Below are 13,817 nucleotides of genomic sequence, written 5' to 3'. Positions count from 1 at the left end.
TCCTGGCTCGCCGGATGCCGACGCCTGCACCGTCGCTACGAGCGCAAGGCCGAACACTTCCTGGCCTTCGTCGGCATCGCCGCAGCCCTCATCAGCTACCGCCGACTCACCAACTGAAACGACGTCTAAACCCACTGGTCCGGCCGCGAGTTCCGTGGTCAACGACCCGTTGGGGTTGACCCACGTCGTGGACGTCTCGGTGCGCTCCGACAGCGCCCCGACCCGCTTGGCCGACAACCGGGCCGCAACCCGTGCCGACGACAGGTCAGCCGCCTGCGTCGCCCAGTGCTTTGCCGCCTTGGCGGCCGCCACCCCGGACTGGGGTGGGGTGGGGTGGGGTGCGGCGAAGGCTGTCTCGCTGCCCTCGAGGAGCGAGATGGAAACGGCCAAGGCCAGTGAACCGGCTATGGGCGCGGCCACTATCCGAAAAAGCCCTCGTCGCCACCTGGACGACCGGGGAAAAAATGCTGACGCGCACTCAATTTCCTTGTGATAGCCCTGTGATGGGCCGCGGGGCGCGCATAAGGTGTGAACACGACAAATGAGAGGGTCCAAAAAAGGTAAGTGCGCGCGATCAGCAGTGCCCGGTCCTCCAGCGGAAGGCTCCACGGCCGGCCGTTGCGGACCACGTCCGCACCCTCCCGACGCAGCTTCTCCGTCACCAGCTTGTCGAATTGCCGCGAGTTCACCCCGGTGAACGAGGCTATCCAGGACGGCTCCGACGCCGTGATCACACCAGCCACGGCGAGATCGTCCACCTTGATCACGATCCGGGCCAGCCAGCTTCTGGCGGGGCATATCTCAGTCGCCCGCACGAATTCGGCATGCGAGCCTCACGCCCGTGGCTACTGAAACAGAGGTAGGAGAGTTGTTGCACCAGCGCGGCTGGCGGACGGCATTCACGGCCGCTGAGAGAGCGAACGCGGGGGCCGCGCTGGTGAGCACCATCGAGCGCGGTTACGACGACGACATCTACGAGTACACCAACGGCCTCTACTGCCGAAACTGGCTGCACGAGGCGTGGCTCCTGCTTGACGAACACATCGTCCAGCTCTGGACCCCGCAGATCAAAGTTCTGGACGACCGGTACAAGGCCGCGACCGTCGACGACGGCCAAGCACTCAACCGGCTCCACAGGCTGCCCGGTCCCGACCTGTGGTGGTGGCGGCGATACCCCCGCATCCTCACCGGAGACCTCGGACGTTCGCTTCACTCGGCCGGTGCCGTCGGCGCCGACCCGGACACCGCATGACCCTCAGCCTCTCTGGGTCGCCGGGTGGCTGCCAGTGCTGGGTGTGCGCCCGCATCGAGGGCCCGGTCGGGGGGAGGCGATGGTGTCAGGTGGCGGTGGTCTACGGCGTCTCCTGATCGTGCTGGTAGGCGGCGAGGAGGAAGAGCCAGATCTCGCTGACGGTGGGGAAGCAGGCGGTCGCGTGCCTGAGCCGTTTGAGCGGGACCTCACCCGCGACCGCGATGGTGGCCGAGTGCAGGAGTTCGCTGACGCCGGGGCCGACGAAGGTCACTCCGCGGAGGATCTCCCGGTCGAGGTCGACGACCAGCCGGGCGTGTCCCTGGTAGCCGTCGGCGTAGAGGTTGGCGCCCTGGGCAGCGTTGAAGTCGAGGTCGACGGTCTTGATGCGGTATCCGGCGCGCTCCGCCTGTTCGGCGCTCAGGCCCACCGCGGCCGCCTCGGGGTCGCTGAAGAAGACCTGGGGTACGGCTTGCTGATCGGCGGTGGTGGCGTGGTCGCCCCAAGGCGTCTCGTCCAGCGGGCGACCGGCGGCGCGGGCGCCGATGGCGTCGCCGGCGGTCCGGGCTTGGTATTTGCCCTGGTGCGTGAGCAGGGCGCGGTGGTTGACGTCGCCGAGGGCGTACAGCCAGTCGCCGTCGACACCCTGCACCAGGCAGGTGGTGTCCACGTCCAGCCAGGAGCCGGGGGTGAGGCCGACCGTGTCCGGGCCGATGTCGTCGGTGGCCGGGGTGCGGCCGGTGGCGAACAGGACCTGGTCGGCCTCCAACTCGCCGCCGTCGTCGAGGGTGAGGGTGACCGGCCCCTGCGGGTCCGGGCGGCGCAGGGCGGTCACCTGGACGCCGATCCGCACATCCGCGCCCGACTCTCTCAATCCCTGAGCGACCAGTTCGCCGGCGAAGGGTTCCATGCGGGGGATCAGGCGGCGCCGGGCGAGCAGGGTGACCTGGGAGCCGAGGCCCTGCCAGAGGGTGGCCATCTCGATGCCGACTCCACCGCCGCCGATGATGGCGAGGCGAGTGGGCACGGTGCTGGATTCGGTGCCCTGCCGGCTCGTCCAGGGACGCGCCTCGGCGATGCCCGGGATGTCGGGCAACGCCGGTCGGCTGCCGGTGGCGATGGCCACCGCGTGCCGGGCCGTGAGGGTCTGCCGGGCGCCGTCGTCACGGGTGACGCTGACGCGTCGCGGCCCGTCGAGACGGCCGTGGCCACGGAAGAGGTCGGCTCCGATGGACTTGAGGAACAAAGCCTGTCTGGTGTCGTCCCAGTGGGAGACAGAGCGGTTGCGACGGGCGAAGACGCCATCGGCGTCGACCCGACCGGTGACAGCCTGCCGGGCACCGTCCACGCGCCGCGCGTCGGCGAGCGCGATGACCGGCCGCAGCAGCGCCTTACTGGGCACGCACGCCCAGTACGCGCAGTCACCGCCGACCAGTCCCCGTTCCACCACCGCTACGGAGAGGCCGGCGGCACGGGCGCGGTCGGCGACGTTCGCACCGGCCGGGCCTGCGCCCAACACAACCACGTCGTAAGGCACTCCTGTCTGGGCTTCGTGCGATTCGCTCATGTTCTTTCTCGCATTCCTGGGAGTGCCTGACGACGGTCGAGGCGGTGGTGATGCTGCCCGTCGGGCCTGGTGGGTCGGGCCTGGGCGGGGCTCCCCGACCAGGCCAGGGCGCTTCGGTCAGCCGTGGGCATGCGGTGTGACGACTGGCCATTCGTTGTCGGTGTCGGCGAGGACATTGAAGTAGTTCGTGAGGATGTTCAACGCCAGATTGCCCACCCCCTCAGCGATCTCGGCGTCGGTCACGCGCACGGCCCGGGCAGCCCTGAGCTGCGTCTCACCGATGTGGCCGCGGGAATGGCGTGGGACAGGTCCGGAACTGCGGCGGCGTGCGGGTCGGCGGACTCCGCGTGGCGGGCACGCTCCAGTCCCCCGACGCCGGCCTTGGCGACGCGCGCCTCTAGGGACACGCATCGAGTCTCATGCGCGTCGGATGACCAACACGGCCACGTCGTCGAGGTGATCCGTCTCGGCCACCGCGTCGAGTACTCGGTCTGCGGTCGCCTCGACGCCGAGCCCGTCCTGGAGGGCTCGACCGGCCAGCGCTCCCGCTCGCTCTAGTCCGGCGTCCAGAGGCAGGCCCGGCCCTTCGACCACACCATCGGTGACCATGACCAGCGCGGTGCCCTCTTCCAAAGTGAAGGTCTCCTCGGGGTACTTGGTGCCAGGCACGATTCCCAGGACCGGCCCGGCCGGAAGTGTGCGGATGGTGTGGCTGCCGTCGTCGCGTGCGTGGAGCAGTGGCACATGGCCTGCGCTGGTGCCGATGACCTGGCCGTCATGCGGATCGAGGTGCAGCATGGTGCAGCTTGCGAAGCGTGGCGCGTCCATCGCGACGAGCAACTCGTTGGTACGCGTCAGCACCGTTCCTGGGTCAGGTTCATCGGCGGCGATCGCGCGCATGGACGAGCGCACCTGGCCCATGAAAACCGCGGCATCCACGTCGTGCCCTTGAGCGTCGCCGATTTCCAGTGCGACCGCGCCATCGGGTAGGGAGAATGCGTCATACCAGTCTCCGCCGATATCCAGCCCGTCCCGGCTGGGCTGATAGCGGGCGGCGATCTCCAGGCCTGGGAGGTGTTCCGGCAGTGTCGGGAGCATGCTCTGTTGGAGCGCCGTGGACAGCTCGACGTGGGCTTGTTGCAGCCTGATGCGCTTCAGTGCCTGGCCTGCCAATTCGGCCAGAGCCGTCATGAAGGCGCGCTTCTCAGAGGAGGGGGGGTGCTCACTGTCGTACGTCACCACCCAGGCCCCGAGCGGCCGGTCGCCCGCCGGGCTGAGGGGGGTGATCGACAAGGCTGTGCCGGGGACGGGGTGCGGCAGGGGCAGATCGTCATCATGCAGCCAGCGGCGAACCAGCTCCTCGTGGTTGGGGAAGAATCGGGCCTGGCCGGTACGGATCACGCAGGGCAACGGCCGGTCCTCATCCAGTGACAGGCCGTGCAGAGCATCAGCCTCCCACGCGGGAATCCCGGCGTCCGAGGAGACGCGCAAGCGCCCGTCGTCGACGACGGCGAAGAGCGCGCCAAGACCTCCGACGGCCGCGGCGAGCCGGGCCAGGACTACCTGCTGCAGTTCCTGCTCGGTGGCGGCGGTGAACAGGGCGGAGGAGAACGCGGTGATCCCATCGGCGCGCTCGCGCTGCGCGCTCACCTCGGCCAGCATCTGTTGGCGGTGTGTCTCCGACTGGGTGTCGTCGCGGATCACCGCGAAGACCCGTTCGGGGCCGCCGTATCCCAACTGGATCCGGCGGGTCTGGCCTGCGAGAACACGCCAGCCATCGTGCTCGGTGAGGAACCGCGACCTGATCCATGGGGACTGGGCGGCGGACGAGCGCACAAGCCGCTGCACGTTCCTCCGGTCGTCAGGGTGTACTCGCCTGATCATCTCGGACAGGGGCACCGACGCCTGCGGGAAGAGCGCGGCCAGGGCGGGTGCGCCGCCCAGTGACTCCACCTGGTGCTCATCGGGGGAACACATCCACAGGCCGAGGCCGGCATCCTTTGCCGCAAGCTGGAACGGGATCAGCAGACCACCGAGGTCGTGCCTCGCGTCCAACGAATGCAGCCATACAAGCCGCTCGCCGCTCGAGGGGTCCGTCACCGGTCGCGCCTCGACGAGGCAGACCACAGATGCGGTGCTCGTGCCGGGAAATTCCAGCACGCGCATCGCAAGCCCCTTCGTCGTGGCCCCGTGCGCCAGCAGGCTTTCGGCCGGGATGCGCTGATCCTCGGAGAGTAGATCAACGAAGCCATGACCCACGCACTGTTCCCAGGGCCTGCCCAGTGCCGTGGCCATCGCGGCGTTGAGGGAGCGGATGACACCGTGCAGGGTCAAAAGAGCCGACGGTGTGGCCCTCTGAAGAAGTTCTTCCGCGGCGTCCACTTGCCGCTCCCTGACCATCGTCGAACGATGTGATCTCTTCGTCCTGCAACAAGAGTATCTGCCGTAGCGGTGGAAGTCCCGGGCAACGGCCGGCGCCGCGGTCGTCTTGCCGAGCCCTCCGGCGTCGGGAGACGTCGCGAAGGTCTGCAGGTGCTCGACGGCTGACTGCAACGCGTCTTTCAGCGGAGCGATGTCCCGCGCGACCTGGGCGAGGAGCATGCCGCCCTGGAAGACAGCAAGGAGCAGATTGGCCGTCACGTGGCAACGGCGGCACGTTCGCGGGCTGCGCGGACGGCGGCGGTGAGGCTGGTGAGGTCGTAGGCGCCGTGGTGTCTGCGGCCATTGATGAAGAAGGTGGGGGTGCCGGCCACGCTGCTGAGGTCGGCTGACTCGACGTGCTCGGCGATGCGGCCTGCGCCGGTGTGAGTGCGCATGTCTCGTTCGAAGCGCTCGGTGTCCAGGCCGATAGCGGCCGCGTGGGCGTGCAGGTCTTCGATGCGGAGTGCTTGTTGATGGCTGAGCAGCAGGTCGTGCATATCCCGGAAGCGGCCCTGGCGTGCTGCTGCTTCGGAGGCTTCGGCGGCGAGTTGGGCGTGGTGTGTGAGCCCCGTCGGCTGAGTCCAGGCGCTGGAGCACACGGCCCGGCATCGACCCATGCGTCACGCTCCCGGAGCTTGGCGTACGCCGGCGTCGGGAGACGTGGCGAAGGTTTGCAGGTGGTCGATGGCTGACTGCAACGCGTCTTTCAGCGGAGTGATGTCCCGCGCGACCTGGGCAAGGAGCATGCCGCCCTGGAAGGCAGCAAGGAGCAGATTGGCCAGTTGCGTGGGATCTGCCTCAGCGCTGATGCGGCCGAGTTGCTGCATGCGCTCGATTCCCTCGCGGAAGATCCCCCTCCACTGGTCGAACGCACTGGCGAGCTCGTCATGCACGTCGAGGTCCGTCTTGATGATCTCGCTCGCCAGGGAGCCGAGGGTACAGCCTTCCTGGTAGGCGCGCTCGTAGCCGACGTAGAAATCCGCCCACGCCCGGAGCGCGTCGAGGGTGTCGAAGCCGGCGAATCGCTCGTCGCGGTGGAAGGTGAGGACGCGTTCGGCCTGCCATGCGATCACGGCCAGGACGAGGCTCTCCTTGGTCGGGAAGTAGTGGTTGATCTGCGATCCGCTGACGCCAGCGGCGCGGCGGAGCTGCTCGTTGTTCGTCCCGTGGACTCCCTTTGTGTAGATGAGCTCCGCAGCATGCTCCAGGATGCGGGCCCGCGTGGCCTGCCCCTTTGACGTGAGCTTGTGAGGCGCCGGAGCTGCCGTAGTGGTGGTCATGTCTCAACGATACCCCTGATTGGGCTTGACAGCCCAAAACGAGAGGTGTTCACTCTGAGAAATGGGCTGCGCAGCCCAAAAAATCGCCCGGGGTTCGCAGTCTCAACGGGACCGGCTCTCTGAAGCAGCAAGAACCGACCTGGGCTCGACCCTGACCCCTCACACAACACCGGAGGTTGATTCGTCATGTCACGACTGAACGCGCCCTCTCCTGACGAGGTCCCCGACGGGGCGAAGGGCATCCTCGGCAACATCGGCGCGCAGTTCGGGTTCGTCCCGAACATGTTCGGCACTCTGGCGTCGAACCCGACCGTCCTCGACGTCGTCATGACGCTGCAGGACAGCTTGAGCCGGGTTCTGGACGCGAAGACGCGGCACACCATCGCGCTCGCCGTCTCGCAGGCCAACGGCTGCGACTACTGCCTGGCAATCCACACCTACGTGTCATCCAAGCTCGGCGGCATGTCGAGCGACGAAATCGACCTGGCCCGGGCCGGGAGCTCGATCGACCCCAAGCGCGCCGCGGTCGCTCGTTTCGCTCAGCAGGTGGTGAACAGCCGCGGTCAGGTGAGCGACGCCGACCTCGCGGCCGTGCGAGGCGCCGGGTACACCGACCCGCAGATCCTGGCGATCATCACGGTGGCGGTCCAGGTCCTGCTGACCAACTTCATCAACAACGTCAACCAGACCGACGTCGACATCCCCGCCGTCAGCTCGGCCGGCACGCCCGGCTGACCGCCGGGACCTCCGTCGAGGCCGCGCACACGGCCGGCAAACCCCTCACCGCACCAGAAACGATCACTTGGGAAGGTTCGCTATGCCGGGCTCCGACCTCTATGAGAAGTTCATGGCACTGCACACCCGCGACGGCGGCCTCGTCATGCCGAACGCATGGGACGGCCTCTCGGCGCTGATGCTGGCCGATGCCGGCTTCGAGGCGATCGCGACGTCGTCGGCGGCACTCGCCGCCACACTCGGCCGGGCCGACGGGCGTCACGAAGTAACCCGTGGCGAGCACCTCGCGCATGCGCGGCTGCTCGGCCGGCTCACCGGGCTGCCCGTCAACGGAGACTTCGAGGACGGCTACGGTGACACGCCCGAAGACGTCGCGGCGACCGTGGAAGCCGCCGTGGAGTCCGGCCTGGCCGGTATCGGGATCGAAGACACCTCGGGCAATCCCGATCAACCGATCCGCGACTTCGACGATGCCATCAACCGTGTGCGTAGTGCTGTCAACGCAGCCAAGCGACGCATCGTCGTCACCGGCCGCACCGACAACTTCCTCCAGGGCCGGCCGGATCTCGACGACACCATCCGGCGTCTGACGGCCTTCGCCGAGGCCGGCGCGGATGTGCTCTACGCCCCTTACCCACCCGACCTCGACGCACTCGTCGCGATAGTCACCGCCGTCGCACCGACACCGGTCAACGTCCTCATCTCGCCGGCGGACAAGGTGCTGACCGTCGCTGAACTGCAGAAGGCGGGGGTCAAGCGCATCAGCTTGGGTCCAGCGCTCTACACCCACGCCATGGAGGCACTCCGGCAGGCCACCAAGGCGCTCGTCGCCGGCGACCTCACCACCGCGACGACAGGAATGAGCTTCGAGCACATCAGCGACCTGCTCGCCCACGGCACGAACCAGCCCCAACCCGCACCGCTGCTCACCCATTCATCGCAAGTAGAAGGCAGATCGACATGAACCTCGACCGGCTCATGAGCAAGCACCTCACCAGGTATTTCGACCCCAGCAAGACCATTCCGGAGGAAACCCTTCAGCAGCTGCTGAAGTTCCTGCGCTCCACGCCGTCATCGGTGAACGTACAGCCCAACCACTTCTACGTTCTCGCCACGCCCGAAGGCAAGGAGCGGCTCGCCAACAACCTGGGCGAACGATTCCGGGACAACGCCGAGAAGATCCTGAACGCGTCGCACACCATCATCCTCACCACCCGGGCCGATCTGCCCGACAGCCACCTCGAGGCGGTGTTCGCGAAGGAGAGGGCCGACGGCCGGTTCCCCGACCCGGCAAAGCAGGAGCTGTGGGAATCCATGACCCGGGACTTCCTCAGCCTGCGCACCTACGGCCACAAGGACCTGAACCACTGGATGGAGAAGCAGACCTACATGGCGGTGGGCCTGACCATGATGGCGGCCGCCGAGCTCGGCGTCGAGGCCACGCCGCTGGAGGGGTTCGACCCGACGAGTGTCGACAAGGCCTTCAAGATCCGCGAGAGCGGACACACCACGACGGTGCTGCTGGCCCTCGGCTACCCCGACCCGCAGAGGGTGTACACCACCCCGATCTCGCGTTTCGACGCCGACCAGCTCTTCACTTTCATGTAAAACCCACCCGGAAACGAAAAAACCCACCACACAAGGAAGAATCATTTCAATGAAAGCCATTGTGGTCACCGACCCGGCCGCGGGAGTAGCCGGAATGACGCTGACGGAGCGGCCCGAGCCGCTCGCAGCGATCAACGACGTCATCGTTCAGATCCATGCATCGGGCTTCGTCCCCACAGAGATGGAGTGGCCCTCGACCTGGACCGATCGCGCCGGCCGTGACAAGACACCGTCGATCCCCGGCCACGAGCTGGCCGGAGTGGTCACCGCCCTCGGCTACGGCACGACGGGGCTCTCGATCGGGCAGCGAGTGTTCGGCCTCGCCGACTGGCACCGCGACGGCACCCTCGCCCAGTACGTGGCGATCGAAGCACGCAACCTCGCACCCCTGCCCGGCGACGTCGACTTCACCGTAGGCGCGTCCCTGCCCATCTCAGGCCTCACCGCGTGGCAGGGGCTGTTCCAACACGGCCGCCTCCAGGCCGGCCAGACCGTCCTCGCCCACGGCGCAGCCGGGGCAGTCGGCACGATGGTCACCCAGCTCGCACGTGAAGCCGGCGCCTACGTCATCGGGACCGGACGGGCCGCCGACCGCGAGAAGGCACTCGACTTCGGCGCGCACGAGTTCGTCGACCTCGAGAACGACACGCTCAAAGACATCGGCAGCGTCGACCTGGTCTTCGACGTCATCGGCGGCAACGTTCAACAGCAGTCCGCCGCCCTGATCAAGCCGGGAGGAACCCTGGTGTCCGTCGTCGGCCCGGTCGAAGCACGGCCCGCTGACGGCCTGGCCATCGACTTCGTCGTCGAAACCGACCGCGCCCAACTCGGTGAGATCGTGCAGCGGGTGCGCGACGGACGGCTGCGGACCAACATCGGTGACGTCGCCAGCCTCGACGACGCCGTCAGCGCCCTCAACCCGACCACGCGACGCCGCGGCAAAACGATCATCCGCGTCCTGCCGTAGACGGCCGTGGCGGAGATCAGAACCATGACCCGCCAGCCGGTCGGTGGCCGTCCACTGCCGGCCACCGACCCGCCCAAAGGACCCGAAACGACACCCGCCCGGCACTCAAACCGAAAAGAGGAGTTGATCACCTTGGACGGACAGGAACTGCAGAAGATCGCGCGCGACCACACCGCGGAACTGCCCGGCACCCATCAGGAGCATCGTTTCGACCCCGACTGGGAGCTCCACAAGGTGTGCGGCAAGGTCTTCATGCTCATGACCGACATGCCAGGACGCCCCGTCGTGATCCTCAAAGCCGACCCGGACGACGCCACAGCCCTGCGCAAGCAGTACGCAGCCATCACCCCCGGCTATCACATGAACAAAAGACACTGGATCACGATGCAAGGCGGAGACACCATCGACGCCAAGCTGGTCAAGGAACTCGTCACCGACTCCTACCGTCTCGTGGCCGGCGGGCTCCCCAAGGCCAAGCAGCCCGTGGATCCACACACCCACAACCACCACGCCTGACCCTCGCCATGCCCGTCCTGCGACGCAGCGTCGCAGCAGTCATCTGGAGCCCTTCATGCGCGTGTTCGTCACCGGCGCCAGCGGCAGCATCGGCTCGGTCGTCGTTCCCGAGCTCATCGCCGCCGGTCACGAGGTCCTCGGCCTCGTCCGCTCCGATGCCGCGGCTACGGCCGTCGCCGCCGCCGGCGGGACGCCGCTCCGCGGCGACCTCACCGACCTCGACAGCCTCCGCACCGGCGCCACACAGGCCGACGGTGTCATCAACCTCGCCTTCAGCAACGACTGGAACAACCTGGAACAGGGCATCGACGAGGAAGCGCGCGCCGTGCAGACCCTCGCGGCCGCACTCGCAGGCAGCGGCAAGCCATTCGTACATGCCGGCCTCACCCCGATGATGCCAGGCCACACCTCCACCGAGGACGACCCCGACACCACCGACGGCCCGGTCGGCGGCCGCGGCCGCACTTCCCAGATGGTGCTGACCCTGGCCGACCAGGGCATCCGCTCCTCTGTCGTGCGGCTACCGCGCTCCGTACACCAGCGCGGGTCGCAATACGGCTTCTGCTCAGTGCTCATCGCCACCGCGCAGAAAACTGGCGTGTCAGCGTACGTCGGCGACGGCACACAGCGATGGCCAGCAGTCAACCGGCTCGACGCCGCCCGGCTGTTCCGCACCGCACTCGAGGACGCCGCGCCGGGCACAGTCCTGCACGCAGTAGCCGACGAGGGCGACACCATGAAGACACTGGCCGAGACAATCGGCGGCGTTCTCGCGATGCCGGTCGAGTCGGTGCCGCCCGAGCGCTTCGGCGTCATCGGCCGCGTCTTCGCCCTCGACATGCCATCGTCCAGTGCACTGACCCGGGAACGGTTCCGCTGGCAGCCCACCCACCCAAGCCTGATCGACAACCTCGCCGCTGGCGACTACCCCGCCCTGGGCTGAAATCCCCGGGACGCCGCCGCATAGGTGCAGACGCAATCCGGTAGATCCTCGCTCATCGGAGTCGCGTGGTGTCCCAGGGGGCGTGGGAGAGGCCATCCCACACACCGCGTTGGAAGGAACCCTCATGCATGGCAGCTGGGCTTGTTGGCAAGAACGCACTGATCACCGGCTCTGGCCACGGCATTGGCGCAGCGATCGCGACCGGACTTGCCCAGGCCGGACGCGAAGTCATCCTTCTCTCCCGCACCGCCGACCACCTCGGCGCAACCGCCAACGCCATCAAAGCAAGTGCGTCGATTGTTGAGGTTCGCATCGTGACTACCGATCTGACCAACGACAACCAGCGCACCACGGCCATCGACGACCTTCTGTCCGGCGGCCCGGTCGATGGTCCGATCAAAAACGCGGCCACTGTCGAGCCTCCCGGCGCCCGCACCGCGATCAGTCCAGCGCAGCTACGGCAGGCCTTTGAGAATGATCTGATACGAGCTGGACGAGGTGTGCGCCGTGCGGTGGCCGAAGCCGTGCGCGAGGCTGTCCGCACCGGCCACCTGGCCCCGGGGACACGGCTGCCCTCCTCCCGCCAGCTCGCCGCCGACCTCGGTCTTGCCCGCAACACCGTGGCTGACGCCTATGCCGACCTCGTCGCCGAGGGATGGCTTAGCGCCCGCAGAGGCTCGGGCACACTCGTGGCAGACAGGATGATCACTCGGCCGATCTTGGCGCGCTCGGCCGCCGAGCCGCGCGGCGACCCTTGCCACGACCTGGTCCCAGGCAACCCCGACCTCACCGCTTTTCCTCGTGCGGCCTGGCTGAAGGCCACACGCCGCGCCATGGCCGCGGCCCCCGACGACGCGCTCGGCTACGGCGACCCCCGCGGTCGGCCGGAGCTACGGGCCGCACTCGCAGACCATCTCGCTCGAGCCCGGGGCGTGCACGCCAGTCCGGAACACATACTGATCTGCGCCGGCGTCTCCCACGGCCTGCAGATCCTGAGCGCAGTCCTGGCCGGGCGGGGAGCGAGGAACGTCGCCGTCGAGTCCTACGGGCAGGACGGGTACTTCGGCCTGCTGGCGGCTGCTGGGCTGAGGACCCTCCCGCTTCCCTTCGATACCCACGGCACCGACCCGGTGCCGCCCGTCGGCACCGATGCGGTCCTACTCACACCGGCTCACCAGTTCCCTGTGGGCACAACGCTGCAGCGCGATCGCCGGACGGCCGTCGTGGACTGGGCCAGACGGACCGGCGGGCTGGTCCTGGAGGATGACTACGACGGTGAGTTCCGGTTCGACCGCCCATCTGTAGGGGCGCTCCAAGGACTCGACCCGGACTGCGTGGTCTACCTGGGTACCGCCAGCCAGACCCTTGCTCCTGGCCTGCGGCTGGCCTGGATGGCGCTGCCTTCCACGCTCGCCGAGGAAGCCGTGGCGGCCAAGGGGCAGATCGACTCGTGCGAGGTATTCAGCCAGCTGACGATGGCGGAATTCATCGCCTCCGGCGCCTACGACCGTCATGTACGTGCTGCCCGTCGACGCTACCGCGATCGACGAGACGCTCTCGTCGCAGCCCTGGCCCAGCACGCCCCAAAAGTGCGCGTCATCGGGGCGGCGGCTGGCCTGCACACCGTGCTCGGTTTGCCGCCCGGGACTGAGCAGCGGGTCCTTCAGTCGGCAACCCGGCAGGGCCTCAAAGTGGCTGGCCTGTCTCGATACCGCCATGAACGGTCCCTGAACGCCATGGCCGATGCCCTCGTCGTCGGATACGGGGTGCCCTCCGACGCTGCGTGGCCTCAGGCGCTCTCCGCACTCGTGCGGATCCTTTTCTGACGCGCCCCTGAATAGCCGGGCACCCGAACTGATCTCTTTGTGGGTGTGGCGTCGCCTCACGCCTGCCTGGGCTGCACCGTCAAGAAGGCAGGCGCGCATTCATGACGCGCGCGCGTGCTCGGGGAGGGGCTGCGGGCTTCCGTGTGCTTCGTTCGTACTCATGCGTGCAACGCTACGCACCCAGTGGCCCCGGAGTATGGTCCATTTCTATGACAAATTCTCGGACCAATTCTGCGGACAAAGCAAGATCGCGATCTACGAAACTGGGACACTGACCCGCTCCGACCGCGGCGCTCCGAGCATGTGACGTGGCGCTCCGGCTTCGCGGTGTAAACGGTCTGAAAGACGGCGCCCAGGGGCCTGCCTGGCGGTTCGACGTGAAGTGGCCCGGTCTCTTGCTCAGAAAATGGTCCACACGTGTGGGCTGAGAGATCGCCCCGACTCCGGCACGGGCGGCCTGGACTTGAGGCCGACAGCCCCAGCACCTCGAAGAATCTCGGCCCGTTGCGAAAGTCTCGGCATCGCCTGCGGCTGTAGGCCACGGCCGCAGGGAATCTCTCCGTCTCTTACTGGCTCTAAGACGTCGTTTCAGTTGGTGAGTCGGCGGTAGCTGATGAGGGCTGCGGCGATGCCGACGAAGGCCAGGAAGTGTTCGGCCTTGCGCTCGTAGCGACGGTGCAGGCGTCGGCATCCGGCGAGCCAGGA

Annotated in this window: 12 protein-coding genes and 4 pseudogenes; 9 read left to right on the top strand and 7 right to left on the bottom strand. The window is 67.7% G+C overall.

Annotated elements, in window-relative coordinates:
* Positions 1–117: pseudogene (locus tag SY2F82_RS38340) on the top strand (IS5/IS1182 family transposase); the annotation flags it as partial.
* 452 nt (positions 118–569) lie between these two features.
* On the opposite strand, the pseudogene SY2F82_RS38335 reads toward SY2F82_RS38340, so the two are convergent.
* Positions 570–743, bottom strand: a pseudogene (locus SY2F82_RS38335) (IS5/IS1182 family transposase); the annotation flags it as partial.
* Between the two features lie 98 nt (positions 744–841).
* Between SY2F82_RS38335 and SY2F82_RS38330 the strand changes: the two are divergent.
* A complete protein-coding gene (locus tag SY2F82_RS38330) occupies positions 842–1,252 on the top strand; it encodes a hypothetical protein (RefSeq protein ID WP_200423713.1) in 411 nt (136 codons plus the stop codon).
* A 100-nt stretch (positions 1,253–1,352) separates the two neighbouring features.
* On the opposite strand, the gene SY2F82_RS38325 is transcribed toward SY2F82_RS38330, so the two are convergent.
* The 5 genes and pseudogenes from SY2F82_RS38325 to SY2F82_RS38310 all read right to left on the bottom strand — a co-directional run bounded on the left by SY2F82_RS38325 (position 1,353) and on the right by SY2F82_RS38310 (position 6,517).
* Positions 1,353–2,816: an NAD(P)/FAD-dependent oxidoreductase gene (locus tag SY2F82_RS38325; RefSeq protein ID WP_200423712.1), complete on the bottom strand. Its 1,464-nt coding sequence runs from the start codon at positions 2,814–2,816 to the stop codon at positions 1,353–1,355.
* A 117-nt stretch (positions 2,817–2,933) separates the two neighbouring features.
* Positions 2,934–3,065 carry a hypothetical protein gene (locus tag SY2F82_RS39625; RefSeq protein WP_268980426.1) on the bottom strand — a complete coding sequence of 44 codons (132 nt, stop codon included), beginning with the start codon at positions 3,063–3,065 and terminating at the stop codon, positions 2,934–2,936.
* Between the two features lie 168 nt (positions 3,066–3,233).
* Entirely contained in the window at positions 3,234–5,456 is a 2,223-nt protein-coding gene (locus tag SY2F82_RS38320; protein ID WP_200423711.1) for a SpoIIE family protein phosphatase, read from the bottom strand.
* A pseudogene (locus SY2F82_RS38315) lies at positions 5,453–5,794 on the bottom strand (DsbA family protein); the annotation flags it as partial. The gene SY2F82_RS38320 and the pseudogene SY2F82_RS38315, both read right to left, overlap by 4 nt.
* Before the next feature lie 63 nt (positions 5,795–5,857).
* Positions 5,858–6,517 carry a TetR/AcrR family transcriptional regulator gene (locus tag SY2F82_RS38310; protein WP_200423709.1) on the bottom strand — a complete coding sequence of 220 codons (660 nt, stop codon included), beginning with the start codon at positions 6,515–6,517 and terminating at the stop codon, positions 5,858–5,860.
* A 186-nt stretch (positions 6,518–6,703) separates the two neighbouring features.
* Here SY2F82_RS38310 and SY2F82_RS38305 point away from each other — a divergent pair, with 186 nt between their 5' ends.
* The 7 genes from SY2F82_RS38305 (at position 6,704) to SY2F82_RS38275 (ending at position 13,112) form a co-directional block, all read left to right on the top strand.
* Positions 6,704–7,252: a carboxymuconolactone decarboxylase family protein gene (locus SY2F82_RS38305; RefSeq protein WP_200423708.1), complete on the top strand. Its 549-nt coding sequence runs from the start codon at positions 6,704–6,706 to the stop codon at positions 7,250–7,252.
* A gap of 112 nt (positions 7,253–7,364) precedes the next feature.
* The gene (locus SY2F82_RS38300) at positions 7,365–8,216 is read left to right on the top strand and encodes an isocitrate lyase/phosphoenolpyruvate mutase family protein (RefSeq protein ID WP_236042060.1); all 852 of its coding nucleotides are present in this window, start codon (positions 7,365–7,367) and stop codon (positions 8,214–8,216) included.
* Positions 8,213–8,860, top strand: coding sequence for a nitroreductase family protein (locus tag SY2F82_RS38295; RefSeq protein WP_200423706.1), 648 nt, complete (start codon positions 8,213–8,215; stop codon positions 8,858–8,860). Before SY2F82_RS38300 ends, SY2F82_RS38295 begins: the two co-directional genes overlap by 4 nt.
* A 49-nt stretch (positions 8,861–8,909) precedes the next feature.
* Entirely contained in the window at positions 8,910–9,827 is a 918-nt protein-coding gene (locus SY2F82_RS38290) for an NADP-dependent oxidoreductase (protein WP_200423705.1), read from the top strand.
* A 132-nt stretch (positions 9,828–9,959) separates the two neighbouring features.
* Positions 9,960–10,343 carry an MmcQ/YjbR family DNA-binding protein gene (locus tag SY2F82_RS38285; RefSeq protein WP_236042059.1) on the top strand — a complete coding sequence of 128 codons (384 nt, stop codon included), beginning with the start codon at positions 9,960–9,962 and terminating at the stop codon, positions 10,341–10,343.
* A 55-nt stretch (positions 10,344–10,398) separates the two neighbouring features.
* Complete coding sequence (locus SY2F82_RS38280; protein ID WP_200423703.1) at positions 10,399–11,286, top strand: SDR family oxidoreductase; 888 nt, start codon at positions 10,399–10,401, stop codon at positions 11,284–11,286.
* Positions 11,287–11,414: 128 nt separating this feature from the next.
* Positions 11,415–13,112, top strand: coding sequence for an aminotransferase class I/II-fold pyridoxal phosphate-dependent enzyme (locus SY2F82_RS38275; protein ID WP_200423702.1), 1,698 nt, complete (start codon positions 11,415–11,417; stop codon positions 13,110–13,112).
* A gap of 588 nt (positions 13,113–13,700) precedes the next feature.
* Here SY2F82_RS38275 and SY2F82_RS38270 read toward each other — a convergent pair.
* Positions 13,701–13,817, bottom strand: a pseudogene (locus SY2F82_RS38270) (IS5/IS1182 family transposase); the annotation flags it as partial.

The organism is Streptomyces sp. Y2F8-2 (genome assembly GCF_014905555.1).
Taxonomy (GTDB): domain Bacteria; phylum Actinomycetota; class Actinomycetes; order Streptomycetales; family Streptomycetaceae; genus Streptomyces; species Streptomyces cynarae.
Note: the sequence above shows the minus strand (reverse complement) of the source record. Positions and strands in the feature narration are given on the sequence as shown.